This is a genomic window from Klebsiella terrigena (assembly GCF_012029655.1).
Taxonomy (GTDB): domain Bacteria; phylum Pseudomonadota; class Gammaproteobacteria; order Enterobacterales; family Enterobacteriaceae; genus Klebsiella; species Klebsiella terrigena.
This window is the reverse complement of sequence record NZ_CP050508.1, coordinates 482,906-507,661: the sequence shown is the minus strand read 5'-3', so window position 1 is coordinate 507,661 and position 24,756 is coordinate 482,906. Positions and strand designations below refer to the sequence as shown.

Sequence of the window (24,756 nt, the reverse complement as noted above, 5' to 3'; positions counted from 1 at the left end):
AAAAAGCCCGATGGTTTGTTGCCATCGGGCTTTTTCTATTTCGCCAGCAGGCTGGCACTAACTTTGATCACCACCTTTTTAATCTCAGCGGCCTGCGTCACCGTGCAGCCCGGTTTATGCGGTTCATCGGGCATGAATACCGCAAACATACCGGCCTGCAGGGTCAATACCTGTTCGCCGTGAATGCTTCGACACAGCTGATAATCATCCTCGTCGTGCGCGTCTTCGCACTCGCGTGCGGCTCCCGCTACGCCGTAAAATATCCGCTCTTCCCCCGCCAGCAGGATCTGGATATCAATAAACCGCGTATGCAGCTCCGCCTTTTTCTCTGCCGGCGCCCCGGTACTGAACTGCATCACGTTCATAAATATGCTGTCACCCTGCAGCTCGTAGCGCCCCGGCGCGATGCTTTGCAGGTCGTGAGCTTGTGCCAGAAGAATTGCCTGCGCCAGCGCCGGCGGAAGGCCGGCGGCGAAGGGCTGGTGAACATTGCCCAAAATCATTCGTTCTCTCCCTGTCCCCATAATGCCGCGCCGAGCAGGCCCGCATCGTGTCGGTAGTAAGCTTCCCGCAGCGGGACATGATAGACCGCGGGTTCCTGTAACAGATATTCGTTAACCAGAGGCAGATAGCCGCCAGCAAGACCCACGCTGCCGCCAACCACCACGAGCTGACAGTCGGTAACGGCTTTCAGGTCGGCAATCAGCCGCGCCAGCGCTTGCGCCGAGCGCCGCATAAGCCGCTCCGCCTGCGGGTTCCCCTGTGCCGCACGGCTAAAGATAGCTTTCGCGTCCAGCCCGCTCAGCTCGCCCTCTGCGGCTGCCGCAATACCGCGCCCTGACGCGACGGCTTCCACGCAGCCGGTACGCCCGCAGCCGCATCGCGGGCCGTGGGGATCCGCCAGCGTATGGCCACAATGCCCGGCCAGACCGCCGCTTCCGGTATGCAGCCTGCCGCGGCTAACCACTCCGCCGCCGACCCCCGTCGACACGGTTAAAAAGAGCATCTCACCGACTTTCTCCGGCAGTGCCTGATACTCCGCCCATGCCGCCGCCTGCGCATCGTTGAGCGCGATACCGGGTAGCCCGGTGAGCGTGGACAGACAGTCGACCAGAGGAAAATACGCCAGGCCGCCAAGATTGGCCGGGTTGATGGCGGTTAAGGTGCCGTGCCGGATGATCCCGGTTGAGGCCACGGCAAAACGCTCTGCGCGCGCGGCCAGCGGGGCAACGAGCTCTTCTAACGCAGCGGCTAGCGCCGCCGCCGTTCGGCTGGCCGGAGTGGGCATTTCACGCCGCTCCAGCAGCGTAAGCTCATCGCCCACCAGCCCCGCAGCCAGCTTCGTCCCGCCGATATCTATCGCCAGCGTGCTCATGGTGCCGCCTTTTTCAGCGCCGCGTTATACCATTCACAGATATGCTCCAGGCGGGTAATCGCCGAGCCAACGGTAACCGCCCACGCGCCGTTGCGCATCGCCTCCCCCGCCTGCTCCGGCGTGTTGTAGCGCCCTTCCGCAATCACCCGACAGCCCGCCGCGTGCAGGGTGCGGACCAGCGCGAGGTCCGGCTCCTGCGGCGTTTCCCCGCCGGTGTAGCCCGACAGCGTGGTACCAATAATCTCCGCCCCCAGCCGCTGGCAGGAGAGACCATCTTCAGGAGATGAGCAGTCGGTCATCGCCAGCGTATTGTGCTGATGGATCCTCGCCAGCAGCGCTGCTACCGGCACCGGCCGCGGGCGGTCGGTGCCGTCGATGGCGATGATATCCGCCCCAGCCAGCGCCAGGGCATCCACATCCTCGAGAAACGGCGTGATACGCACCGCTGAATCCGTCAGGTCGCGTTTGAGGATGCCGATAATCGGTATCGTCACCGCGGCCCGGGTCGCGCGGAGGTTCTCCACGCCTTCAATACGTAACGCCACCGCCCCGGCACGTTCTGCGGCGAGCGCCATGGCGGCAACGATGGGCGGCGTATCCAGCGGGCTGCCGGGGACCGGCTGACAGGAAACAATTAATCCACCGTTGGCGCGGATGCGGGTATCGAGTAGTTCAAGCAAAGACATGATGACTCCCTGGCAAAGACAATCGCCCGGCATGCTGCCGGGCACAGGTTAGCGGATTTTCATTAGGCCACGTTTGCGCGCACCCGACGCCGTGGCGCCGCTGAACGGCAGACCGTCAATCGCGTCGTGGGTCCGCAAGGCTTCGGGACGGATCCAGCGCTGAACGCGGGAGGGCATATCCAGGCCAATCAGCAGGATCACGACGAAGGTCAGGCCGAAGGAAAGCGATCCCAGGGTCGTGCCGAGATCCATTCGCTGCGCAATCAGGGCGCCAAGCACCGGGGCAATCGCTCCGCCCAGCGCGCCCACGTTGTAGGTAAAACCCAGGCCGGCCGCACGCTTGTCGGTATCGAAGTAGCCGCCAATCAGCTTCGGCAGGATCCCGGAGATCCCTTGCCCCAGCATCTGCTGGAAAAACAGTAGCAGGCCAAGGACCCAGACGTTTGTGCCGCCGATAGCAAAGACGGGAATAATGAGGAGCTGTGACGCAAGCAGGCTGTAAACATAGGCTTTTCGCGTCCCCAGCCAGTCGCCGAGAAAGCCGCCGACGCAGCAGCCAACCGCGGCGCCAAAGCCGCTAAAGAACAGAACCTGCGCGACGGTAGTATGATCGTAAGCCAGATCCGTCTTGAGATAGGTTGGCAGAAGCGCCTGAATGGGCCATGAATACAGGAAGGCAAACAGCACAACGACCATCAGCGTCACGCCGGTCGGCCAGCGTTTGCCGCTACTTTGCACCATAAAGCTGATAAATATAGCCGCGCACAGCAGCCCCAGGACCACCACTATTCCGGCATTTTGCAGCTCACCCGCGAAGCAGAACCACAGCGCCGTTGCCGCAGCGAGGGTCAGGAAAATATTTATCACCCGGTGTTTTCCGCAGTACAGAATATCGACCATCGTGAGCACCGGCGTTTTTCCGGCATGCTTCTGCTGCCAGTCTTCCGCTTCCGGGATGTTTTTTCGCAGCCACAGCGCAAAAACAATCGGTACGATACCGATGAAAAATAGCGCTCGCCATCCCCAAACGGGAACCACCAGGCTATAGACCTGTGCAGCAACGACTGCCCCTACGGAGAAGCCGGAGATCAAGAATCCGCTGGCCTTATTGCGCAGCTTTTGGGGCCAGCTTTCAATAACGTAGGTGGCGCTGGAACCATACTCCCCCGCCATCCCCATGCCGATCACCAGCCGGGCGATAAACAGGGTGGTGTAGCCCGACGCAAAGCCGCAGGCCAGGGTGCCCACCGAAAAAAGAATAATGCTGCTGACCATCGCCAGCCGCCGTCCATAGCGATCGCCCATCGCCCCGAGCATCAGCCCGCCAAACCAGCGCGAGATGAAGGCCGCAGAGATAAGACTCGCCGCCTCAACGGTGGTCAGGCCGAAGTCTCCCTGGATTTCCGTCAACACCAGGGCGATTAATACAAAATCAAAACCATCAAGCAAATACCCCAGCCAGGCGGCGGAGAAAGCCCGCCACTGCGCCCGGTTGAGATGGCGATACCACGGGATGTTCTGGGTCGTTGTGCTCATTTTACTCTCCCGCGATGGGTCAGACCCACGCTTGGTTTCTCATGCCAGATGCCGCTATCACCCATCTGGCATATCAATGTTGTCGCCCGGACGGAAGCGCTGCTGCCGCTCTCCGGGCGTTGCTCCACTCTCATAGCGCGGAGGCTATCCTCAACCCAGATGCTGCTTCTCTTGCTGCAGCTGCTGCGCCAGCGCCTTCAGCTCCGGCAGGAATTTCTCATCCACCGGCGCGAATGGCCTACGGCACAGCGGTTCAGCAACGACGTCCATATAGTGAAGGACGGTTTTAAGCCCGCGGAATACGCCGGTTTTGATCAGCAGGTCGATGACCTTATTACATTCAGCCTGCAGCCTTTGCGCCTGCGCAATATCGCCGGTCTGAAGCGCTTTAACGATCCCCTTATAGCGCCAGCCCATAATGTTGTAGGTGCTGCCGATCCCGCCGTCTGCGCCGGCCACCAGCCCGGAGGCAAAGATTTCGTCAAAGCCGTTGTACAGTACCAAATCCGGATGCGATCGGCGGATCTGCTCCATCTGGTAAAGATCGCCGGAAGTCTGCTTCAGCGCGCCCACGCCCGGGAGCGTCACCAGGGTGCCTATCTGATCGAGCGTCAGCTTCACGCCGCTGAGCACCGGGATGTTATAGACCACCATCGGCAGGCCGTTAGCGGAATCAATAATCGCCTGATAGTGAGCGCAGTGTTCTTCAAAGCTGAACGGATAGTAGAACGGCGTCACCGCGGACACCGCGTCGTAGCCGTACCCTTCGGCTGCCTGCGCAAGCTGCTGGCTTTCCATTGTGCTGACGCAGCCGACGTGGGCAATCAGCGTCATCTTCCCCTGCGCTTCTTCAGCCACGATTTCCAGCACCTGCTGGCGCTCAGCGCTGGTCTGCACGAACGCCTCGCCGGTAGAACCGCCGACGTACAGCCCGTCGATCCCCTGATTGAGATTAAAACGCACCAGCCGCCGCAGGCTGTCTTGATCCAGCTTTTGCTGCCCGTCAAACGGCGTCAGCAGCGCCGCCATTACCCCACGTAAATTCACCGCCATAGAGACCTCGTCGTGTTATTTGTTGTGATTAACTGTGTACCTTTATACCTGTTATACCAGAACGAATAAGCAGCAGCCTCATACCAAACGCTTATTATGCGATCTGCTTCACTAAACGATCCTGAAGATCCTTAGACGGATTTACGCGGCTGTTTTTTCTTGCCGAAGGCGTGCCAGGTGGCGGAAACGCTGTTGAGGTGGGTTTGCAGAGCGCGATCGGCTTCATCCGGATCGCGGCGGCGAATGGCGGCAACGATATCGATATGCTGTTGATAGCTTAAATTATTATGCTCATAAAGTTCCCTTTCAGGGACCTTAGGACGCGCGGCGATGAGCCAGTCGAGGAGCGCAACGTGAATGGCCATAAAAATCGGATTGCCGGGAATTTCCGCCAGCACGCGGTGGAACTCAACGTCTGAACGGATAAACAGCGTATTGTCATCCAGCGACTGGCTGTTGATCTCAAGAGCCTGTACCAGCTTTTCAAGCTGTTCATCGCTGGCATGCTCAGCCGCGTAGCGAACCAGGCTGGATTCAAAAAACAGACGCAGCTGCTCGAAATGCGCGATTCCGCCGGGATGGGAGAGGAAATCTTTCGCCATACCGGAGAGCTCCCCGATGATGGTGTCGGCAGAAGGTCGCGAAACGCGGGCCCGTTCGCCGTTGCTAATCTGCACCAGACCTTTACGCTTTAGCGCCGCCAGCGCTTCACGTACCGACGGGCGGCCGACGTTGAAAAATGTCATCAGCTCCCGCTCTGAGGGAAGCTGCTCACCTTCGGCAAACTCGCGCCGGCGAATCATTTGCTCCAGCTCTTCTTCGACCATTTCGGACAGTTTTTTACGCGTCAGCGGCCGGCTACGCAGCGAGCGTCCGACGTTATCAGCAGTACTTTCAGCGGGTGTATCCGATGCTTTCATAGTGTCCATAGGTAGCGAAGAGTGACAAATGTGACAGCAGATTCATCATATCATAGGAACATCTGGCGGGTGAAGCTAACGGCAGCCAGGGCAGAACGACGGCTAACGATGCGTGAGACCGCTGGATTCAGGCGCAGGATGAGATAAAAAAAGCAGGGCCTGATGGCCCTGCCTGGAGGATTACTTCACGACGCGTAGCGCCGGTCGCCCACCGCGAGGCGGCGGCGTGTCATCAGGGTCATCCTCGTGATTATCCGGCTTATCACCGTCAATCACTGACATCACCGTTTCGTTATCGTTGCTTAACGATGCTTCGTCATCATTCAGGCTGATGGCGTCCTCATCGTAAGCCGCTTCCGGCTCGAACATGGTCCCTGCGCCGTTTTCACGCGCGTAGATAGCCAGTACGGCAGCCAGCGGTACGGAGACATTGCGCGGAACGCCGCCAAAGCGGGCGTTGAAGCGCACTTCATCGTTAGCCAGCTCCAGATTCCCGACGGCACGCGGAGCAATGTTGAGAACGATCTGTCCGTCGCGCGCATACTCCATCGGAACCATAACGTCCGGCAAAGTGACATCGACGACCAGATGCGGAGTCAGCTGGTTATCCAGCAGCCACTCATAGAACGCCCGTAGCAGATACGGGCGACGCGGCGTTAGCTGCGATACATCCATCGGTTAGCCTCGACCGAGTCGCATTTCACGCTCGGGTTCAGTTAAGGAAGCCAGGAAGGAGTCACGTTCAAATACGCGAGTCATATAGCCCTTGAGCTCCTTCGCACCCGCACCAATCACTTCGACGCCGAGTACCGGTAAACGCCACAGCAGCGGTGCAAGGTAGCAGTCTACCAGGCTGAACTCATCGCTCAGGAAATAAGGCTTCTGGGTGAAGACTGGCGCAATCGCCTGCAGCTCTTCACGCAGCTGCTTACGCGCGTTATCAGCCTGTGCGGCGGTGCCGGTCTGAATGGTATTCATCAGCGAATACCAGTCTTTTTCGATACGTTGCATGTACAGACGGCTTTCACCACGCGCCACCGGATAAACCGGCATTAACGGCGGATGTGGGAAACGCTCATCCAGATATTCCATAATGATGCGGGATTCCCACAGAGTGAGCTCACGATCCACCAGCGTCGGTACGCTTTGATTTGGGTTGAGGTCAATCAGATCCTGAGGTGGGTTATCCTTCTCCACGTGTTCTATCTCAAAACTAACACCTTTTTCTGCCAGCACGATGCGGACTTGGTGGCTATAGATGTCAGTAGGACCAGAAAACAGCGTCATTACCGAACGTTTGTTGGCAGCGACAGCCATGAAAACCTCCAGGTATATTCAGAATTTTGTACTGCTACCAGCCACGCATGGCTAGCCAGATGTAAAAACCCCATTCGCGGGAAGACATTCTCGTTTATGAAAGAAACAAAAAACGAACAATCACCAGCATTTGGGCAGAAAATTGGATGATAGTTTACCAGATCTTGACGACGTTGTGGTGAGGGGATTCTGGAAATGCTGAAAAAGTGGTAAGAATGGGTGACTTCGCCATGCAAAACGACCGTTTTATCCATAAAAAAACCCGCCGAAGCGGGTTTTTTCGCAAATTGTTCTGCGTGAGCAGAAAACAATTAACGTTTGGAGAACTGAGGACGACGACGTGCTTTACGCAGACCGACTTTCTTACGTTCAACCTGACGAGCATCACGAGTAACGAAACCAGCTTTACGCAGTTCGCCACGCAGGGACTCATCATACTCCATCAGAGCGCGGGTGATACCGTGACGGATCGCACCAGCCTGACCAGAGATACCACCACCTTTAACGGTGATGTACAGATCCAGTTTCTCAACCATGTCGACCAGTTCCAGCGGCTGACGAACTACCATGCGGGCAGTTTCACGACCGAAGTACTGTTCCAGAGAACGTTGGTTGATAACGATTTTGCCGCTGCCCGGTTTGATGAAAACGCGAGCTGCAGAACTTTTGCGGCGACCAGTGCCGTAGTATTGATTTTCAGCCATTGCCTATAATCCCGATTAGATGTCAAGAACTTGCGGTTGCTGTGCCGCGTGGTTGTGCTCGTTACCCGCGTAAACTTTCAGTTTACGGTACATAGCACGACCCAGCGGGCCTTTTGGCAGCATGCCTTTAACCGCGATTTCAATCACACGCTCAGGACGGCGAGCAATCATCTCTTCAAAGGTCGCTTCTTTGATACCACCGATGTGGCCGGTGTGATGGTAATACATTTTGTCTTCGCGCTTGTTGCCGGTTACAGCAACTTTTTCTGCGTTCAGAACGATGATGTAATCACCAGTATCAACGTGCGGAGTGTATTCCGCTTTATGCTTGCCGCGCAGGCGCAGAGCCAGTTCGGAAGCCAGACGGCCCAGAGTTTTACCGGTCGCGTCAACAACATACCAGTCGCGTTTTACGGTTTCTGGTTTAGCTGTAAAAGTTTTCATTAAAAGCTTACCCAAATAATAAGTTACACGTTGGTGAACACCCAAACGTTTAGTCAGTTGAGGTTCACACGACATTGTCCAGCAAACCTACCCCTTCGAATAGCCTATGCCGGCACATAGAAAGTTTTGGGAAAAAAACCTTCTCGTAACGTGGGGTCGCAAGATTATAGAGAAGTCACGCGTAAAGATCGACCCCTTTATGTGATTTGGATTGGGTTTTTTCGCGACCGGAGGGGGCCCTCGCGCATCTGCGTTAGCCCTCTCCCGCCGGGAGAGGGAGAAAGGCGCGTTACGGCATATGAGGACGCTTTAAATACTCCTCGCTCTGCATCTCCTGCAGACGTGACAGGCAGCGCTGGAACTCGAACTTCAGGCGTTCGCCCTGGTAAATTTCGTGCAACGGCACCGCCGCGCTGACCGCCAGCTTAACGTGGCGCTCGTAGAATTCATCAACCAGCGCAATGAAGCGCCGCGCCTCGCTCTCCAGCTGCGTCGTCATAACCGGAACATCAAATAGCATGACGGTATGGAACAGGCGAGACAGCGCAATATAGTCATGCTGGCTCCTCGCATCAACGCACAGCGTAGCGAACGACGCCGCCAGGGTCTGGTTCTCCACGCCGAGCGTGGGCAGAGGACGGTGGTTAATCTCCAGCGTCGGCGTCTGCTCGCGCCTCGCGCCGGCCAGCGCCAGCCACAGCTTATCCATCTGCTGCCGGGTCTGCTCGTTGAGCGGCGATAGCCAGAGGTGGGCCTGAGTGAGCGTGCGTAAACGGTAATCAATGCCCGCATCGACGTTCATGATATCGCAATGCTGCTTGATCGCCTCGATAGCCGGCAGGAAGCGGGCGCGCTGCAGGCCGTTACGATACAGATCGTCCGGGGGAATATTAGAGGTCGCCACCAGCGTGATGCCGCGCGCAAACAGCGCTTTCATTAACCCACCCAGCAGCATGGCATCGGTAATGTCTGAAACAAAAAACTCATCAAAGCACAGCACATCGGTTTCCGCCTTGAAGCGGTCAGCAAGGATCTCCAGCGGGTCGCTGTGCCCCTGCAGGGCAATCAGCTCTTCATGAACGCGCAGCATAAAGCGGTGAAAGTGCAGGCGCTGCTTACGCTCGCCGGGCAGGCTCTGATAAAAGAGGTCCATCAGCCAGGTTTTACCGCGCCCCACGCCACCCCACATGTACAGGCCGCGGGCGGAGCCCGTTTCAGGCGTTGGCTCACGCTTGCCTAGCAGTTTGCCAAATTTCGCCCGCAGGCCGCCGCTTTGCGGAGTTGGCGCGGGTTTTTCCTGCAGTTCATGATAGATAGTATCGAGGCGGCTTACCGCTTCTTGCTGGACGTCGTCGGGCTGATGAGTGCCCTCTTTGAGAGCTAAAAGGTAACGCGATGTTGGGGACAGGCTTTGCATGATCTAATTGTTATTCCTTGAAAATCGTAACGTCAAAGCTCACGATTGTCGAAAAAAAGGCCGTTCTACACTACGCGATGATACGCCAGGATTCCACTTCTGTGGAATTAGCGGTTATAGTGGCACTATCGGGCGCAGGCGGAGAGCCTCATAGCCACCCTACGGAACCACAAAACAACGGGAGATGTACATGACCTGGGAATATGCGCTAATTGGGCTAGTTGTCGGTATCATCATCGGTGCCGTCGCCATGCGTTTTGGCAACCGCAAATTACGTCAACAGCAGGCGCTGCAGTTCGAACTCGAAAAGAATAAAACAGAGCTTGAAGAGTATCGCGAAGAGCTGGTCAGCCATTTTGCGCGCAGCGCTGAACTGCTGGATAACATGGCCGATGACTATCGCCAGCTGTACCAGCATATGGCAAAAAGCTCCAGCAGCCTGCTGCCGGATACCATGGCGGAGGCTAATCCGTTCCGCAACCGCCTGGCTGAATCAGAAGCCGGTAACGATCAGGCGCCGGTGCAGATGCCGCGCGACTATTCTGAAGGCGCATCCGGCCTGCTGCGCGGTGGTGCAAAACGCGACTAATCCTGCGGTTAGCGTAAAAATATTTTCCGGGCGCACTCTCTGCGCCCGTCTTCCCCCCTACATCCCAGCTACAATTTAAAACATTGACCACGTTGTTACCTGGTCGAAAATTCAATAACATCAGGCCATTCGGGACGATTTTCCACACACCTCAGGTTACGAGAGCCAGCATCTAATGAAGAAACAGACTTTGCTGTTGAGTGCGTTAGCGTTAAGCATCGGATTATCGTTGTCCGTTATACCTACGGCTACGGCGTCGATACCCACGCAGGTACCGGGCCAGGGAGCGCTGCCGAGCCTGGCGCCGATGCTGGAAAAAGTGCTGCCTGCGGTGGTTAGCGTTCAGGTTGAAGGCACCGCCTCTCCTGCGCAAAACATGCCGGAAGAGCTAAAAAAATACTTTGGCGACAATGCGCCGCAGGAGCAGGCTCAGCCTTTTGAGGGGCTCGGCTCAGGCGTTATCATCGACGCCGAAAAAGGCTATGTGCTGACCAATAATCACGTCATCAGCCAGGCGCAAAAGATAAGCGTCCAGCTCAACGATGGTCGCGAGTTTGATGCGAAGCTGGTCGGCAGCGACGATCAAAGCGATATCGCCCTGCTGCAGCTGCTAAAACCAACCCACCTCACGCAAATCGCTATCGCCGATTCCGATAAGCTGCGCGTGGGTGATTTCGCCGTCGCCGTCGGCAACCCCTTCGGCCTCGGACAGACCGCCACCTCGGGCATAATCTCCGCCCTCGGCCGCAGCGGCCTGAACCTGGAAGGGCTGGAGAACTTCATTCAGACCGATGCCTCTATTAACCGCGGTAACTCCGGCGGCGCGCTGCTGAACCTGAATGGCGAACTTATTGGCATCAATACGGCGATTCTGGCTCCGGGCGGCGGCAGCGTCGGCATCGGCTTTGCCATCCCCAGCAACATGGCAAAAACCCTCGCTCAGCAGCTGATTCAGTTTGGTGAAATCAAACGCGGCCTGCTGGGAATTAAAGGTACTGAAATGAGCGCCGATATCGCCAGGGCGATGAATATCGACGCTCAGCGCGGTGCTTTTGTCAGCGAAGTGCTGCCGAACTCCGGTTCAGCTAAGGCGGGGATTAAATCCGGGGACGTGATTGTCAGCATGAACGACAAGCCGCTCAACAGCTTTGCCGAGCTGCGGTCGCGTATCGCCACCACCGAGCCGGGCACCAAAGTGAAGCTGGGGCTTCTGCGCGACGGTAAGCCGGTGAATGTTGAGGTCACCCTGGATAAGAGCACCTCTTCCAGCGCCAGCGCCGAGCTGATTATACCCGCCCTGCAGGGCGCATCGTTGAACGATGGTCAGATGAAGGACGGTACCAAAGGCGTGGTGGTTGATAGCGTCGATAAAGCCAGCCCTGCGGCACAGGTCGGCCTGCATAAGGACGATATTATCATCGGCCTTAACCGCGAGCGCATTAACACTATCGCCGAGTTGCGCAAGGTGCTGGAGAGTAAGCCGGCGGTCATCGCGCTGAACGTGATGCGCGGTAACGAAAGCATTTATCTCCTGCTGCGCTAACGCACGGATCCGGACATGGCGATCGCCGCGATGTCCGGAAATACGCTATTCCTATCGGGCGACGGGACGCAGCCTGCGCGCCGGTAACGTGAAAGACGACGCCCGTAAGTCGTGTTATGCTGCGCCTGTCCATTAATCAACGATATCTGCATCATGCCTGGAAAGCTTTTACGTTCAGTACTCATTGGTTTGATCGTCGGGGGACTGCTGCTGGCCGCAATGCCCTCGCTGCGTCAATGGCATCTGTCGACGACGACCCAGTACGATAGCGCGGACGAATCGCCCGCCAGCTATAATCCTGCCGTCCGCCGGGCTGCGCCTGCGGTGGTCAACGTCTATAACCGTGCCCTCAACGGCACCAGCCACAATCAGCTGACCCTGGGTTCCGGCGTCATCATGGACCAGCGCGGGTATATTCTGACCAATAAGCACGTTATTAACGACGCTGACCAGATCATCATCGCGCTGCAGGACGGCCGCGTCTTTGAAGCCCTGCTGGTCGGTTCTGATACCCTGACCGATCTTGCGGTATTGAAAATCAACGCCAACGGCGGCCTGCCGGTTATTCCGATTAATCCGAAACGCGTGCCGCATATTGGCGATGTGGTTCTGGCGATTGGTAACCCGTATAACCTCGGGCAAACCATTACTCAGGGGATTATCAGCGCCACCGGTCGTATCGGCCTTAACCCGACGGGCCGACAAAACTTCCTGCAAACCGATGCCTCTATCAACCACGGCAACTCCGGCGGCGCGCTGGTCAACTCGCTGGGCGAGCTGATGGGCATTAACACGCTCTCATTTGATAAAAGCAACGACGGCGAAACGCCGGAAGGGATCGGTTTTGCTATCCCCTTCCAGCTGGCGACTAAGATCATGGATAAGCTGATCCGCGACGGCCGCGTGATCCGCGGCTACATCGGCATTAGCGGTCGTGAGATCGCGCCGCTACATGCGCAGGGCGGCGGAATCGATCAGCTGCAGGGGATCGTCGTGAACGACGTTGCGCCTGAAGGGCCTGCGGCCCAGGCCGGCATCCGCGCCAACGACGTGATTATCTCGGTCAATGACAAGCCCGCGGTTTCTGCTCTCGAAACCATGGATCAGGTTGCTGAGATCCGCCCAGGTTCAGAAATTCCGGTGGTGATCATGCGCGAAGATAAGAAAATCACCCTGCATATCGCCGTTCAGGAATACCCGGCAACCAACTAAAGCCCGAAGGCTCGGGCTTTAGCTCGTCATATCGACGTTAACGTCAATCAGGCGTTAACGTCGATCATCGTCTTAATTTCATTGGCCACCGGCAGCGTCCATGCCTCCTGCGCACGCGCCAGCGGCAAACGTCGGCTTATCAGGATATCGGCGTTCAGCCTCTGCGCCTCCAGCGCCGCAATAACCGCAGGCCAGGTAAACTTGTAGCGCATTACGCCATGAACAGTGACTTCGCGTTCTATCACTGCCGACATAGGAAAGCCTCCCACCTGCTCGCCCACGCCAATCATTATTGCCCGGCCGCCGGAAAGCACGCTCAGACAGGCGTCGTGGCGCACGGACTGCACGCCCGTGCATTCCAGCAGCACGTCGTACTGCCGATCGTTTTCGGCCAGATCGCTCAGCGTTTCAGCCCCCAGCTCGTGGGCAATTTTGCGCCGTCCTTCCTGAGGTTCAGCCAGCACGACCTCCGTCGCGCCAAGCGTTTTCGCAACCTGAACGGCAAATAAACCTACCGGGCCACCGCCGGTAATTAACACCCGGGAACCCAGGCCAATCCGGCCTTTTTGTGCCCCGGCCAGGGCAACCGAAATAGTTTCGACCATCGCCGCCGCGCCGTCGCTAACGGCCTCGCTGATGGCATGCGCATTACCTGAGGGGACGCAAAGATACTGCTGCATGGCGCCGTAGGTACCCGGCACGCCGAAAAATTTCTGCGTCGGACAGATATTGTAATTCCCCTGCAAACAATGCTGGCAGCGGCCGCAGGGCACCAGCGGATCCACCGAGACGCGCTGACCTACTCTATGCGGAGAAATGCCCTTCCCCACCGCCACAATCGCACCGCCAAACTCGTGCCCCATAATCATCGGCTCGGTAATCATTTCGCTGCCGCATCGGCCGTCGAAGTAAAAATGCTTGTCTGAACCGCATACGCCCACCGAACCGATTTTCAGCAATACTTCTCCGGCCTGCGGCTTCGGCACATCCGTAGTTCGCAGCTCAAGGTTTTTTTTCGCCATCAGAAACAGCGCGCGCTGGCTCTGCGGAATATCCGTTTTAAATTCCATAACGACCTCTTAGTCTGAGTTGATTTTATTGAGCAAAACGCCCGAAGAAGCAGCATTGCGCGAGTTGAACTGCCCGTTAAGCAGGCTCTGTTCAATATCCTCCAGCGTTCTTCCCCGCGTCTCCGGGGCGTAGCGCCATACGAAGACCCAGGCGAGCGCATTGACCACCGCCAGCGCGCCAAACACGAGGCCAATGCCAAGGGCATCCGCCGTGAAATAGAGCAGCAGGGTGACAAGGAAATTGACGACCCACAGCGCGAACGAGCACAAAGCCGTCCCCTTGCCCCGCACGCCAAGGGGGAATATTTCGGCGCAGTACAGCCAGGTCACCACCGACAGGCTGCCGCCGTTGAAGGCGAAATATCCCAGCAGGCAGGCCAGCACGATGATTTTATGGCCGTCGCTCAGCAGCTCCTGCGCGTGAGCGGACCAGGGCAACAGCATCGACATCACCGCCAGCACGACTACCGCGCCGGGCAGGCCAATCAGCATCAGCCGCCGCCGCCCGAGTACGTCCAGCAGCCAAATGCCCAGCAGTGTAAATACCGTGAGCACCACGCCGATCCCGACGGAACCCAGGATCGCCACCGATTTGCCAAACTGCGCCATCACCAGTAAAGAAGGGGCGTAATAGATGATGGCGCTGATGCCGGTAGCCTGAGAGAAAATAGCGATGCCAAGGCCTGCCACCAGCGCGGGGCGCACCCAGGGCTGAAACAGCTCTCTCCAGCTCGAATGCTGGTCCCGATGCAGTCGTTCTATCTCCTTTACTTCCAGAGCGGCTTCGTGTCCGGTGCGCCCTACGCGGACGAGTATTTCCTCCGCCCGTTTAGCCTGCTGCTTGCCCACCAGCCAGCGCGGGCTTTCCGGCAGATACAGCATCATCACGATAAAAATCACCGCCGGGATCACCGCCAGCCCGAGCATCCACTCCCAGGCGCCGGACGGACCAAGCAGATAGACTACGGCGTAGGCCAGCAGCGTGCCGACGCAGATCATCATCTGGAACAGCACGCCCTGAGCGCCCCGCCGATGGGCAGGCGCGAGCTCGGCGATATACATCGGCACGATTTGCGAGGAGCCGCCAACGCCCAGGCCAAGCAGGAAACGCATGATAATCAGCATATTGAGAGAGGTCGCTAAGGCGCAGCCCAGAGCGAATAAGGCAAACAATATTGAGATAACGATGACGGTTCTGCGTCGGCCCAGGCGGTCCGAGAGCGGGCCGGTCAGCAGCGCGCCAAATATCGCACCGAGCAGCGTGGCGGAGGTGACCACCGACTGCATAAAGGCGTTGTCCGCGATGGCAAAATCCTCGCGCAGAAAGAGCAAGGCGCTGGCAATGATGCCCGTATCGTAGCCGTAGAGCAGGCCGCCAATACTTGCGCCGATGGCGACCAGAAAGCTGTAGCGTCTACCGCGATCGCTGGTTGTGGGACGGGTCGATAAGTTGTTCATATTAACCTCACAAGAGAATAGTCAGGCTCCCTGGGCCAAATTTCGGCAAAGGGAGGCCAGGCGATAGCAGGTATCACAAAAAGTAAGGATTAATGGGAGAAAACGGGCTTCCCACAGGTCGTACGGCGCGCTACGGCAATCGGATCGGGACGATCGTGCGCGCTAAAGATCACACCTCGTGAACAGGGATCTTCAGAAGCTGCCCAAGTTTATGAAACGCCTGGGCGTGGTATCCCCGTCCCATGGCGCAGTGGTGGGTCGGGCCGCAGGCGGACCACTCATCCACAAAAGCGCGCAGCCCTTTGCGGAAACGGAACAGAGCGTTGGTATCCCCAAGCTGCAGCGTTTTACCTTCCACCAACTCGCCCTCGGCCAGCACCAGCATGTACTGTCCGTCGGCCCCTTGAGTCACTGAAGCCAGAGTGACCGGCCCGGTAGCCGGGGTAAACTGCGTCAGAAAACCGCTGCCCGGCTTGCCGTGGAAGACCGGGCTCATTTTGAGCAGGGATTTTTCATCGGCGATGTCAGGATCGCCCGCCCCGCTGTGCCCAACGATGCAAAGATCCTGGTTAAAATCCATCGAGTAAAGCTCGGTCAGCGTCGCGCTGCCGGCCAGGGATTTCATCAGCGTCAGCGCGATCGCCGTTTTGATGTCGGCCTCTACCGGGCAGGCGATGCCCTGGCGGGTCAGCATGGAAAAGACCGGATTCGACGCGGAGATTATCTGGTGCATATAGCCGCCAGGCTGCACCTCGAAATGGTTCGACAGCGCAATCAGCCGGTGATCGCCCACCAGCTTGCGGGTCGCCAGATAGACCTCAATCATTGAGGTCAGGTGCTGCTCATCCAGATCCTCCGGCAGGCGGAACACCTCTTTCACCTCCCGTCCCACCCGCTCGATGTCGTCCTGGTTAAAGCCGTGAGCAATATTGGCCGCAATGTCTTCCCAGTTCAGGTGCTTCACATAGCTGCCGAAAGTGCGGAAAATCTGCGTTTCATCGACGTTGAGATCCATCATCCCCGGATAAGGGCGGCCAAGAATGCCAATATTCCCGGACTTTAGACGACGACAGGCATTAGCCGCATCGCACCACTGGCTCATCTTCTCATCAAGGATCGTATCTCCCTCGAGATAGCCGGAAACCACCGCAAAAGAATGCTCGAAACGGCGCAGCACGGCAGTCATTTCGGGCAGACCGGCGCAGGTACAGCCTTGGCCCAGCCAGTCGTCGATAGTCCGGGTTTTATCCAGATCCAGCGCGGGTACTGACTGCACGTTCAACAGCACCAGCGTCACGTTGCCCAGCGCGCGCACGACCGGCAGCAGTGACTCTGACGAGGCGTAAGTTGTCAGGTGGCAGAAGATAATATCCACATCTTCCGCCTGAAAGCGCAGCCCCGCCTCCCGCGCCCTTTCCGGGTTGTCTACCATCCCGACGGCAACGACGTCGCGTGGCGAGAATTTTTCCAGTAGCCGATGATGGTGCTCCATCAGGCGCTCTTTCATGCCCGAAAACTGCGGCCAGTAAGCCTCAAGGCCGATAGCGAAAATACCAATTTTTGCACTCATACAGGTTCTCCTTTGCGGTTATACAATGCGGGTAGCCGCCACGCCGAGCAGGCCAGCAAGCTTTTCAAGCGTTGCACCGTGGTGGCCGATGCCGATGGCGCAGTGATGAGCAGCCCCACCGCGCGACCAGCTTTCGGTGAAGGTCCTGGCGCCGCAGGCGAAACGGTAGCGGCTGTTGGTATTGCCGATATCCAGCACTTCACCTGCCAACGACTCCCCTTCGGCGTACTGCAAAATCACCCGGTTGTTGACGTCTTCTACCACCGACAGAAAGGTGACCGGCCCGTTGCGTACGCTCATTTGGATTGAGATCCCCTTGCCGGGCTTGCCGTGATAAACCGGCAAAGGAACAAGACGCACCTCTCCTTCCGCCATGGCCGGATGCGCCGGACCATCGTGTCCCCACAGCACAACATCATCATCAAAATCAATGCCGTAAGGTTCAGCAAACGAGCCTCCGGCACCCAGCAGCGAGAGAATTTTCATCGCGATGACGTTTTTAACCTCGTACTCCCCGGCGACCGGAATCTCTCGTCCGGTGAGCAGCGTGTTGCCCACAATCAGTGAGGTGACAATATTTTCATGGGCGCTGCCCGGCGTGCCTTCGTAGTAATAAGCCAGCGCGTGCAGTTTGTTTTCCTGGACCAGGCTGTCGAGGGCGACGGCGGTGTGCGTGGCTCGCCGCAGCTCCTGCTCATCGCAGCTGTCATCGATGACCAGCGTTTCTTTTATTTCCCGCAGCTTCTCTTCTATCTGCCTGGCGGAAACCTGCTCGCGCCAGCTCAGCAACTCGCACATCTCCAGCGGCTGGAAGCGCACGCCAAGCTTTGCCGAGAGGTTCGTCATGTTGGAATAGACGTCGTACATGCCGTTGTAGTAGTGGCCCAGCACGCCAATCTGCGTCTGCGCCAGCTGCTTTTTCAGGGTCAGCGCCGTCAGCCAGGCGCCGGCTTCACGCCAGACGTGAGGATCGTTATGCAGCGCCCCGACGATCATTTCCCAGCGGATCCCGGCGCGATTAAACACGTTCGCCAGCTCCGGCGCGCTGCATGCCTGGCAATGCGCCAGCCACTCGCCGGTGCGCGCCCCGCGATCGGGCAGATCGCGAATCACGCTATACGGCAAGGAGCGCTCGGGCTGGAGAGCGAGGATCAGCACCGGCACGCTAAACTGCTGCACCAGCGGCAGCACCGTCGAGCTCAGGGCGTAGGTGCTGATGGCGATCACGATGACGTCCGGGGAAAACTGCCTGAGGCGCCGGGCCAGCGCATCACTTTTCTCCAGCGAATCGACCAGCCCGCCGTTGATGATATCGATCGACGGCGCGCAGAGCTGCCCTTCAATCTCCTGCAAATAGCCCAGTAGGCGCTGCTCAAGGCCGCTGAACTGTGGCCAGTAGGTATTGAGCCCGATACCAAATAGCGCGGCATTAAGCACGACGGGTGTGTTCATAGGTTATCTCCTGATGAGGATAAATCTTCTGAGAAAGGAAAATGACCGCGTCCCGGGCCCCGTTCCTGCAGCGCTCGCCGGCAGTGGCTGGGGGACTGATTAAAGGTTTTCTGAAAGATGACCGCGAAGTAGTTGCTGTCGCTAAATCCGCTCACCGCTGCCACTTCTGCAATGGAGAGTTCACTGGTGCCGAGCAGCGTAATGGCGCGGCACAGGCGGCGCTGCATCTGATAGCGGCTGATGGTCATACCGGTTATCTGTTTGAAAGCGTCGCGCACCGAACGCGGAGAAAGCTGGTGCTGCGCGCAGAGGGACTCCAGCTCAAACTTCTCATTCAGCCGCGAGCCGAGGCTGGCAATGACCAGATCGATATCCTGACGGGCACGAGAAGCCAGCGTGTCCGGCGCGTAGCGGTGGCGCATTAGCAAAAGTACCAGTTCGAGAAATATCGACTCGGTCAGGCGTAAAGAGAGGGGCTCCCGCTTGCTGCATTCCCCAGCGAGGCGCTCGACGTGCTGGCGAATTAATGCCAGCGACTCCCGGGTCAATCGCCAGCTGCGGCTTTGCTGGTGGGTTTCCGTGCCGGGCAGCAGATTGTGCCAGTCGGTGCCCAGGCGCAGGCGGTCGCGGCAAAACAGAATGTTGCCCAGCTCGAGGTTATCGACCGACTGATAATAGTGGCTATCCTGCTGGGTCACGTACAGCACGTCGCCGTAGGTAATGCGGTACGGCAGCCCGTTCCAGATATGCAGTCCATTACCGCGCCAGACGATGACAATTTCATCAAAATCATGGCGATGTAGAGGGAAGATATCCTGCGGACAACGATGTTCCACCGCCACCGGATGGGCGGCACTCGCGAAGTAATCACTGCGCTTTAGCATTAAGGAGGTCATGTTTTTCCCGGTGATGGCGGCAAGGTGGAATCAATATAAGCCAGCCAAAAGCCGCGCCGCCTTAAGAGCCGGGTGGAAATTCGGTCGTAGCGTGACCAAAAAATCAAGAATCAGGAAGGGATTGCAGAAGTTGCAGAGGCGATCACATTTTGATAACAATTAAAGGCGAGTGGACCAGCAGAGGCTTTAAAACAGCGAGCGGGCAAGGCTGCCCGCTCGTTTATATCATTCGCAAATCAGAACAGTTACTTATTAACGAAATCTTCGCCCAGGGCGATATCTTTCTTCAGCGTATCGAGCATGCCTTCCAGTGCCTGTTGTTCAAACGCGCTGAGCGTGCCAATCGAACGACGCTCTTCTACACCATTTTTGCCCAACAGCAGCGGCTGTGAGAAGAAGCGCGCGTACTGGCCATCGCCTTCAACATAGGCGCATTCCACCACGCCCTTCTCGCCCTGCATCGCGCGGACCAGCGAGAGGCCGAAACGCGCTGCCGCCTGGCCCATAGAGAGGGTTGCCGATCCGCCACCGGCTTTGGCCTCAACGACTTCGGTGCCGGCGTTTTGAATACGTTTCGTCAGGTCTGCCACCTCTTGTTCGCTGAAGCTTACGCCAGCAATCTGTGACAGTAACGGCAGGATTGTGACGCCAGAGTGGCCGCCAATCACCGGCACTTCGACATCAGATGAGGATTTACCTTTCAGCTCAGCGACAAAGGTATTAGAGCGGATAATGTCCAGCGTGGTGACGCCAAACAGCTTGTTCTTATCGTAAACGCCGGCTTTTTTCAGCACTTCTGCCGCAATCGCCACCGTCGTGTTCACCGGGTTGGTAATAATACCGATGCAGGCCTGCGGGCTGGTTTTGGCAATCTGCTGAACCAGATTTTTCACGATACCGGCGTTAACGTTAAATAAATCGGAGCGATCCATTCCTGGCTTGCGCGCAACGCCAGCGGAAATCAGCACCACATCAGCGCCTTCGAGCGCCGGGGTTGCGTCTTCACCGGAGAAACCTTTGATTTTTACATCGGTAGGGATATGGCTAAGATCAACCGCCACGCCCGGGGTTACCGGAGCAATGTCGTACAACGAGAGTTCTGAACCTGAAGGCAGTTGGGTCTTAAGTAGTAGGGCAAGCGCCTGGCCGATTCCACCAGCGGCGCCGAGGACTGCAACTTTCATCCTAAACTCCTTATTATGGTTAATATAGTCTTTCGTTACTCCGTCGCCTGGACCTTAATTCACAAGATGAACAATTACAATAAGTATGGTTGAAGAATGCGTTCTGGTGCGCAGCGATGCATCCGCTTCGCATTTTCATCCCTGAGACTGACCATCCAGCAAAGCGTAGTACCGGACCGACTAGTGGTTACAATACACCCAGCCTGTTCGGCAAAACAACACCAATCTCATAACATTTAATTTACTTTTACAGCTATTTACGCCCCGTGATGAAGGCATGTTCCTTAGCAGGGTTATTTGCTAAAATATGCCCCCTTCATAACATTATTTACTTTATCCCCTTGCGGATTATTTGCATAAAAATTCATGATTATGCATAATGATGTTGTTTTTACCACCATAATCTGGGTGACTTATGCGAAGTTCGGCAAAACAAGAAGAACTGGTTAAAGCATTTAAACTACTGCTTAAAGAAGAAAAATTCAGCTCTCAAGGTGAAATCGTCCAGGCGTTGCAGGAAGAAGGTTTCGATAATATCAACCAATCGAAAGTCTCGCGCATGCTCACAAAATTTGGCGCGGTACGCACCCGCAATGCCAAAATGGAAATGGTCTACTGTCTGCCTGCCGAGCTTGGCGTTCCGACGACGTCCAGCCCGCTGAAAAACCTGGTACTGGACATCGACTATAACGACGCCGTCGTGGTTATCCATACCAGCCCAGGCGCAGCGCAGCTCATCGCGCGTCTTCTCGACTCCCTGGGTAAAGCGGAAGGCATCCTCGGCAGTATTGCCGGCGATGACACCATCTTTACCACCCCGGCCAGAGGCTTTACCGTCAAAGATCTGCACGACGCGATTCTGGTCCTGTTTGAGCAAGAACTCTAAGCCCTCTCCCTCACCCTCTGGCTGCCGCCGGAGGGCCCTTCAAAAAATGCAGCATTTTTTTAACATTTAGTGTGGTTTTTCACGCCTATACATTCCTTTACTGAATGAATGGACCGAAAACGCACAAAATATCAAATACACCCATCCGTATGATTTTATTAGAAATAGCGGGCGCCTGCGGCTAATAAATGACATTTCTAATTCTTATACGTTATAAAAAAGACATTTCTATGTAATTATTTACACTCAAAACAATTAGCACGGTATTAATATTTTTGGTGATTAGTGTATACTTGATTTTGTGATGAGGGTCACGAAACAAAGAGCCCTCAATAAAAAGATTCGACGAGGTGAACATCATGAAAATCAAAACAACCGTAGCTGCACTCAGTATCCTGTCCGTGCTCTCTTTTGGCGCTTTTGCCGCTGATTCAATCAACAGCGATCAGGCTCAAGGCCGTCAGTCAATCGGCACCGTTTCCGTCGGCGCGGTAAGTGCTTCCCCGATGGATATGCACGAAATGCTGAACAAAAAAGCGCAGGAGGAAGGGGCTTCTTCCTATCGCATTATCGAAGCGCGCACCGGTGACCACTGGCACGCAACGGCAGAGCTTTATAAATAAGCGTTAACGACAGTCGGTTATTAACTGAATACAGAATATCTCCAGCGGCCCAGGTACATCGCAAACCTCCCGCCGCTGCAATCAACATGGTTGGAGTAAAAATTATGAAAACTGCAATGATCATCGCATCCCTGGGCCTGGCTTCCGTACTCTCCTTCGGCGCAAGCGCCGCCGTACAGCAGGTCAACGCCGAACAGGCTCAAAATCTACAGTCCATGGGCACCGTTTCTGTCTCGCAGGTAGGCAGCGCGCCGATGGATATGCGCCAGGAACTGGCGGCGAAAGCCGCTAAAGAAGGCGCCAGCAGCTACCGTATTATTGAAGCCCGTACCGGCGACAGCTGGCACGCTACGGCTGAGTTGTACAAATAAACCCTCGTCGTCTTGTCCGACGACTTGCCCCCGCCTGTCGGGGGCTTTTTTATGCCTGTCTGGCATTAAAACGCAGCTCCCCTTCCAGCTCTTCTTCCGCTTCATCAAACAGCAGGATCAACGCGCCAAAGCGCCGTCGCTGCTTATCGCTCAAGTGAATAAACTCAATCTCCAGCGGTAGCGGCAGCAGACCACCGGTGGTCGCTTCCCAGAGCGAATCTAGGTTGTTTACTCTCTCCCGACCCAGCTCAAAGACGCGTGAAAACTCGCGATAGAAATCCTGCTGTTCCGCTATGTCATCGAAATCAAACGTGTAGACCGTCATCGCCCGCCCCCGCTAAAAACCCGCAGCCATTCCCCGCTAAATACCATACCGCCGGACGGTCGCTTTACCATCCTTATATTTCTCAATCGAAGGGGTACCGTTGATGAATAAGTATAGCGATAAAAAAACCGACGCTTCAGGCGTCGGTTTTTAGTTTTTAGCTATTTGTCAGCACATGCTGATACTTACGCAGCATCTCCACCAGCCGTCGGACCGGCTCCGTCACCTGCGGCGAGGCTTCCCAGAGCCGTAGCTTCTCCTGATAAATATCCAGCTCATCGAGCAGGCGGGAGAAGTAGCGTCGACGCTTGTCGTCATTGCCTGCGGAGATAACGTGATCCGCAGTGCGGCGCAGCTGGCGATGGTATGCCGACAGATCGTCGTTAACCGGCACCGGCGCATCGCGCAGGCGCTGGTGAGCAATAATCAGCGTCAGCGCCAGGCGGAAACGGGCAATATCGTCCGGGAACTTGCTCAGCAATAAGAAGAGCTGCTGATAGAGGGCCGGCAGATGGTTCTCTTTGCGCCTGGCGGTATTGGTGGTGAGCGATGACACCGCCGCCGAGACAAACTGATTGAGCAGCACGCGCCCGGTGCGCTCCCGCGAATTATCCCGCACCAGCAGGATAACCATCAGCGCGAGGAAACAGCCGACTATCTGGCCTAACGCGCTGTCAAGGAACTGGCTGAACTGGAACTGCATCGGGTTATCCAGCACCAGGATATTGATGGTACCGGCCAGCGCCCCCATCGAACCCAGCCGCCGCTTCTGTACTTCAATCCCGATGAAGAATGCCATTACCGCCAGGCTAATACACAGCAGCAGCATGCTCTGCTGCGTCGCGGGCATAATCACGAGGAAGAAAAACGCCCCCAGCGGAAGCGCCACAAGCATCCCGTAGAGGAAGTCCAGCGCCACCATACGCGGGTTCGGCAGGCGCATCGCCAGCGCCGTGACTACGGCGATCATCACCATCGCCCCGCTGCCGGAGGTCCAGCCGGTCCACAGCCAGAACAAGGTGCCGAGAATGCACGAAATGGAGGTTCGCCAGAAGTTCACCATCGCATGGTGGCGCTCGGCTGACTCGGCCTTGATGACCACTTCGCCCCGCAGCACCTCATCTTCAATGCGGCTAATTTTGGTATTGCCGACCACGCCCCTTTTTAACAGCAGATAGCGCGTCGCGGCGCCGACCCAGCTATAGATCGTGACCGGCGTATTATGCTCCCCTTTCCAGGTCAGAAAGCGGCGCATTCTCTTCAGCTGGCGATGGACATCCTGCACGCTCTCAACCGGCTCGGCGAACAGCTCGCGGTAATCATCCGTCACCATTTCCGGGCGTGAATTCTGGATTAGGTAGGTCTCGCAGGCCTGGGTGATCAGCGTCAGGGAGAGCGTATTAATCGCCTTCAGCCGCTGGTTCACCTTGGCCCAGCGCGAGGACTCCATAATCAGGTTTCCGCGCATGCCTTCCAGCGCGCTGGTCCGACGAACCAACGCTCCCCAGGCTTTGTCCACCACTGCGCTGTCGCCATGCGCCACGCAGAGCTGCATCAGGCGATAGTGTTCGACCAGCAGGTTATCCAGCTCGAGGTCGATCTCTTTTTTGATCGACCGCGGCGAAAACAGCAGGTCCGCCACGATGGCGCTGACGATACCGACCACGATCTCGCTGCAGCGCTCGACGGCAAACTGCGGTGCCAGCATCGGATCGGTATGAATAGTGATAACAATGATCAGCGCGGTATAGCCCGCGAGTCCCCATGCGTAGGAGTTTTCAACCCGCACCAGCGAAGAGAGCCAGGTGCAGAAGCCGGCCCACAGGCAGCACACCAGCATCATCAGCAGCGGGGCGCGGATCATCAGGATGATAATAGCCAGCGCCGCAATACAGCCGATAAAGGTGCCGACGATACGCAGCATCCCACGATAGCGAATGGCACCCGAATAGGGCTCTCCGCCGGCCGCAAACGCCGGGCCCGCGGCAACGATTGCCGCCGTCAGCACCGCCCAGCGGGGCGTTTCCAGCTGAAAGTGGAAGCCAACGAAGAGTGCCAGCACCACCGCGCATGCCAGCTTAATGGCAAAGCGGAGGTGCCGGGGGGCGATTGTGAAGATCCCCAT

General features: G+C 56.9%; 25 protein-coding genes. 6 read left to right on the top strand and 19 right to left on the bottom strand.

Annotation, left to right across the window (positions count from 1 at the left end; all coding sequences use genetic code 11):
* Positions 1-35: 35 nt before the first annotated feature.
* The 11 genes from nanQ to zapE form a co-directional block, all read right to left on the bottom strand.
* Entirely contained in the window at positions 36-503 is a 468-nt protein-coding gene (gene nanQ / locus HCK03_RS02415) for an N-acetylneuraminate anomerase (RefSeq protein ID WP_167691087.1), read from the bottom strand.
* Positions 500-1,375: an N-acetylmannosamine kinase gene (gene nanK / locus HCK03_RS02410; protein ID WP_076946546.1), complete on the bottom strand. Its 876-nt coding sequence runs from the start codon at positions 1,373-1,375 to the stop codon at positions 500-502. The genes nanQ and nanK overlap by 4 nt, the downstream gene beginning before the upstream one ends.
* Positions 1,372-2,061, bottom strand: a complete 690-nt coding sequence (locus tag HCK03_RS02405; RefSeq protein ID WP_148250292.1) for an N-acetylmannosamine-6-phosphate 2-epimerase — start codon at positions 2,059-2,061, stop codon at positions 1,372-1,374. Before HCK03_RS02405 ends, nanK begins: the two co-directional genes overlap by 4 nt.
* 48 nt (positions 2,062-2,109) lie before the next feature.
* The gene (locus HCK03_RS02400; protein WP_041147433.1) at positions 2,110-3,597 is read right to left on the bottom strand and encodes an MFS transporter; all 1,488 of its coding nucleotides are present in this window, start codon (positions 3,595-3,597) and stop codon (positions 2,110-2,112) included.
* A gap of 150 nt (positions 3,598-3,747) precedes the next feature.
* Positions 3,748-4,650, bottom strand: a complete 903-nt coding sequence (nanA, locus tag HCK03_RS02395; protein ID WP_041147434.1) for an N-acetylneuraminate lyase — start codon at positions 4,648-4,650, stop codon at positions 3,748-3,750.
* Positions 4,651-4,781: 131 nt separating this feature from the next.
* Positions 4,782-5,579 carry a transcriptional regulator NanR gene (nanR, locus tag HCK03_RS02390; RefSeq protein ID WP_041147435.1) on the bottom strand — a complete coding sequence of 266 codons (798 nt, stop codon included), beginning with the start codon at positions 5,577-5,579 and terminating at the stop codon, positions 4,782-4,784.
* Positions 5,580-5,750: 171 nt separating this feature from the next.
* Positions 5,751-6,245 (bottom strand): ClpXP protease specificity-enhancing factor, encoded by a 495-nt coding sequence (gene sspB, locus HCK03_RS02385; protein ID WP_041147436.1) that lies wholly within the window; start codon positions 6,243-6,245, stop codon positions 5,751-5,753.
* 3 nt (positions 6,246-6,248) lie between these two features.
* Complete coding sequence (sspA, locus tag HCK03_RS02380) at positions 6,249-6,887, bottom strand: stringent starvation protein SspA (protein WP_041147437.1); 639 nt, start codon at positions 6,885-6,887, stop codon at positions 6,249-6,251.
* A 311-nt stretch (positions 6,888-7,198) separates the two neighbouring features.
* Positions 7,199-7,591, bottom strand: coding sequence for a 30S ribosomal protein S9 (gene rpsI / locus HCK03_RS02375; RefSeq protein ID WP_003025138.1), 393 nt, complete (start codon positions 7,589-7,591; stop codon positions 7,199-7,201).
* Between the two features lie 15 nt (positions 7,592-7,606).
* Positions 7,607-8,035: a 50S ribosomal protein L13 gene (gene rplM / locus HCK03_RS02370; RefSeq protein ID WP_004106200.1), complete on the bottom strand. Its 429-nt coding sequence runs from the start codon at positions 8,033-8,035 to the stop codon at positions 7,607-7,609.
* 289 nt (positions 8,036-8,324) lie between these two features.
* Positions 8,325-9,452 carry a cell division protein ZapE gene (gene zapE, locus HCK03_RS02365; protein WP_134527902.1) on the bottom strand — a complete coding sequence of 376 codons (1,128 nt, stop codon included), beginning with the start codon at positions 9,450-9,452 and terminating at the stop codon, positions 8,325-8,327.
* A gap of 190 nt (positions 9,453-9,642) precedes the next feature.
* Between zapE and zapG the strand changes: the two genes are divergently transcribed.
* From zapG to degS, 3 genes are all read left to right on the top strand, one after another.
* Complete coding sequence (zapG, locus tag HCK03_RS02360) at positions 9,643-10,041, top strand: Z-ring associated protein ZapG (RefSeq protein ID WP_041147439.1); 399 nt, start codon at positions 9,643-9,645, stop codon at positions 10,039-10,041.
* A gap of 175 nt (positions 10,042-10,216) precedes the next feature.
* The gene (gene degQ, locus HCK03_RS02355; protein ID WP_167691086.1) at positions 10,217-11,584 is read left to right on the top strand and encodes a serine endoprotease DegQ; all 1,368 of its coding nucleotides are present in this window, start codon (positions 10,217-10,219) and stop codon (positions 11,582-11,584) included.
* Between the two features lie 153 nt (positions 11,585-11,737).
* Positions 11,738-12,796 (top strand): outer membrane-stress sensor serine endopeptidase DegS, encoded by a 1,059-nt coding sequence (gene degS, locus HCK03_RS02350; RefSeq protein ID WP_041147441.1) that lies wholly within the window; start codon positions 11,738-11,740, stop codon positions 12,794-12,796.
* A 47-nt stretch (positions 12,797-12,843) separates the two neighbouring features.
* On the opposite strand, the gene HCK03_RS02345 is transcribed toward degS, so the two are convergent.
* The 6 genes from HCK03_RS02345 to mdh all read right to left on the bottom strand — a co-directional run bounded on the left by HCK03_RS02345 (position 12,844) and on the right by mdh (position 20,426).
* Complete coding sequence (locus HCK03_RS02345) at positions 12,844-13,866, bottom strand: alcohol dehydrogenase catalytic domain-containing protein (protein WP_167691085.1); 1,023 nt, start codon at positions 13,864-13,866, stop codon at positions 12,844-12,846.
* A 9-nt stretch (positions 13,867-13,875) separates the two neighbouring features.
* Entirely contained in the window at positions 13,876-15,324 is a 1,449-nt protein-coding gene (locus tag HCK03_RS02340; RefSeq protein ID WP_167691084.1) for a sugar porter family MFS transporter, read from the bottom strand.
* A gap of 169 nt (positions 15,325-15,493) precedes the next feature.
* Positions 15,494-16,894, bottom strand: a complete 1,401-nt coding sequence (locus HCK03_RS02335) for a sugar isomerase (protein ID WP_167691083.1) — start codon at positions 16,892-16,894, stop codon at positions 15,494-15,496.
* An 18-nt stretch (positions 16,895-16,912) separates the two neighbouring features.
* Positions 16,913-18,346 carry an arabinose isomerase gene (locus HCK03_RS02330; RefSeq protein WP_167691082.1) on the bottom strand — a complete coding sequence of 478 codons (1,434 nt, stop codon included), beginning with the start codon at positions 18,344-18,346 and terminating at the stop codon, positions 16,913-16,915.
* Positions 18,343-19,242 (bottom strand): helix-turn-helix domain-containing protein, encoded by a 900-nt coding sequence (locus HCK03_RS02325; RefSeq protein WP_123551873.1) that lies wholly within the window; start codon positions 19,240-19,242, stop codon positions 18,343-18,345. Before HCK03_RS02325 ends, HCK03_RS02330 begins: the two co-directional genes overlap by 4 nt.
* Positions 19,243-19,487: 245 nt before the next feature.
* Positions 19,488-20,426, bottom strand: a complete 939-nt coding sequence (mdh, locus tag HCK03_RS02320) for a malate dehydrogenase (RefSeq protein ID WP_041147447.1) — start codon at positions 20,424-20,426, stop codon at positions 19,488-19,490.
* Positions 20,427-20,841: 415 nt separating this feature from the next.
* On the opposite strand from mdh, the gene argR reads away from it, so the two are divergent.
* The 3 genes from argR to yhcN-B all read left to right on the top strand — a co-directional run bounded on the left by argR (position 20,842) and on the right by yhcN-B (position 22,306).
* Entirely contained in the window at positions 20,842-21,312 is a 471-nt protein-coding gene (gene argR, locus HCK03_RS02315; protein ID WP_041147448.1) for a transcriptional regulator ArgR, read from the top strand.
* A 359-nt stretch (positions 21,313-21,671) separates the two neighbouring features.
* Positions 21,672-21,935: a peroxide/acid stress response protein YhcN gene (yhcN, locus tag HCK03_RS02310; RefSeq protein WP_041147449.1), complete on the top strand. Its 264-nt coding sequence runs from the start codon at positions 21,672-21,674 to the stop codon at positions 21,933-21,935.
* Between the two features lie 104 nt (positions 21,936-22,039).
* Positions 22,040-22,306, top strand: a complete 267-nt coding sequence (gene yhcN-B / locus HCK03_RS02305; protein ID WP_045857851.1) for a DUF1471 family stress response protein YhcN-B — start codon at positions 22,040-22,042, stop codon at positions 22,304-22,306.
* 49 nt (positions 22,307-22,355) lie between these two features.
* Here the strand turns inward: yhcN-B and HCK03_RS02300 are convergent, their stop codons facing one another.
* Both HCK03_RS02300 and aaeB read right to left on the bottom strand, forming a co-directional pair.
* Positions 22,356-22,631 (bottom strand): barstar family protein, encoded by a 276-nt coding sequence (locus HCK03_RS02300; RefSeq protein WP_041147450.1) that lies wholly within the window; start codon positions 22,629-22,631, stop codon positions 22,356-22,358.
* A 157-nt stretch (positions 22,632-22,788) separates the two neighbouring features.
* A complete protein-coding gene (aaeB, locus tag HCK03_RS02295; protein ID WP_041147451.1) occupies positions 22,789-24,756 on the bottom strand; it encodes a p-hydroxybenzoic acid efflux pump subunit AaeB in 1,968 nt (655 codons plus the stop codon).

Bases quoted from the DNA above. Each gene is read 5' to 3' on its own strand.
- nanQ (WP_167691087.1), bottom strand. From the start codon at position 503: ATGATTTTGGGCAATGTTCACCAGCCCTTCGCCGCCGGCCTTCCGCCG.
- nanK (WP_076946546.1), bottom strand. From the start codon at position 1,375: ATGAGCACGCTGGCGATAGATATCGGCGGGACGAAGCTGGCTGCGGGG.
- HCK03_RS02405 (WP_148250292.1), bottom strand. From the start codon at position 2,061: ATGTCTTTGCTTGAACTACTCGATACCCGCATCCGCGCCAACGGTGGA.
- HCK03_RS02400 (WP_041147433.1), bottom strand. From the start codon at position 3,597: ATGAGCACAACGACCCAGAACATCCCGTGGTATCGCCATCTCAACCGG.
- nanA (WP_041147434.1), bottom strand. From the start codon at position 4,650: ATGGCGGTGAATTTACGTGGGGTAATGGCGGCGCTGCTGACGCCGTTT.
- nanR (WP_041147435.1), bottom strand. From the start codon at position 5,579: ATGGACACTATGAAAGCATCGGATACACCCGCTGAAAGTACTGCTGAT.
- sspB (WP_041147436.1), bottom strand. From the start codon at position 6,245: ATGGATGTATCGCAGCTAACGCCGCGTCGCCCGTATCTGCTACGGGCG.
- sspA (WP_041147437.1), bottom strand. From the start codon at position 6,887: ATGGCTGTCGCTGCCAACAAACGTTCGGTAATGACGCTGTTTTCTGGT.
- rpsI (WP_003025138.1), bottom strand. From the start codon at position 7,591: ATGGCTGAAAATCAATACTACGGCACTGGTCGCCGCAAAAGTTCTGCA.
- rplM (WP_004106200.1), bottom strand. From the start codon at position 8,035: ATGAAAACTTTTACAGCTAAACCAGAAACCGTAAAACGCGACTGGTAT.
- zapE (WP_134527902.1), bottom strand. From the start codon at position 9,452: ATGCAAAGCCTGTCCCCAACATCGCGTTACCTTTTAGCTCTCAAAGAG.
- zapG (WP_041147439.1), top strand. From the start codon at position 9,643: ATGACCTGGGAATATGCGCTAATTGGGCTAGTTGTCGGTATCATCATC.
- degQ (WP_167691086.1), top strand. From the start codon at position 10,217: ATGAAGAAACAGACTTTGCTGTTGAGTGCGTTAGCGTTAAGCATCGGA.
- degS (WP_041147441.1), top strand. From the start codon at position 11,738: ATGCCTGGAAAGCTTTTACGTTCAGTACTCATTGGTTTGATCGTCGGG.
- HCK03_RS02345 (WP_167691085.1), bottom strand. From the start codon at position 13,866: ATGGAATTTAAAACGGATATTCCGCAGAGCCAGCGCGCGCTGTTTCTG.
- HCK03_RS02340 (WP_167691084.1), bottom strand. From the start codon at position 15,324: ATGAACAACTTATCGACCCGTCCCACAACCAGCGATCGCGGTAGACGC.
- HCK03_RS02335 (WP_167691083.1), bottom strand. From the start codon at position 16,894: ATGAGTGCAAAAATTGGTATTTTCGCTATCGGCCTTGAGGCTTACTGG.
- HCK03_RS02330 (WP_167691082.1), bottom strand. From the start codon at position 18,346: ATGAACACACCCGTCGTGCTTAATGCCGCGCTATTTGGTATCGGGCTC.
- HCK03_RS02325 (WP_123551873.1), bottom strand. From the start codon at position 19,242: ATGACCTCCTTAATGCTAAAGCGCAGTGATTACTTCGCGAGTGCCGCC.
- mdh (WP_041147447.1), bottom strand. From the start codon at position 20,426: ATGAAAGTTGCAGTCCTCGGCGCCGCTGGTGGAATCGGCCAGGCGCTT.
- argR (WP_041147448.1), top strand. From the start codon at position 20,842: ATGCGAAGTTCGGCAAAACAAGAAGAACTGGTTAAAGCATTTAAACTA.
- yhcN (WP_041147449.1), top strand. From the start codon at position 21,672: ATGAAAATCAAAACAACCGTAGCTGCACTCAGTATCCTGTCCGTGCTC.
- yhcN-B (WP_045857851.1), top strand. From the start codon at position 22,040: ATGAAAACTGCAATGATCATCGCATCCCTGGGCCTGGCTTCCGTACTC.
- HCK03_RS02300 (WP_041147450.1), bottom strand. From the start codon at position 22,631: ATGACGGTCTACACGTTTGATTTCGATGACATAGCGGAACAGCAGGAT.
- aaeB (WP_041147451.1), bottom strand. From the start codon at position 24,756: ATGGGGATCTTCACAATCGCCCCCCGGCACCTCCGCTTTGCCATTAAG.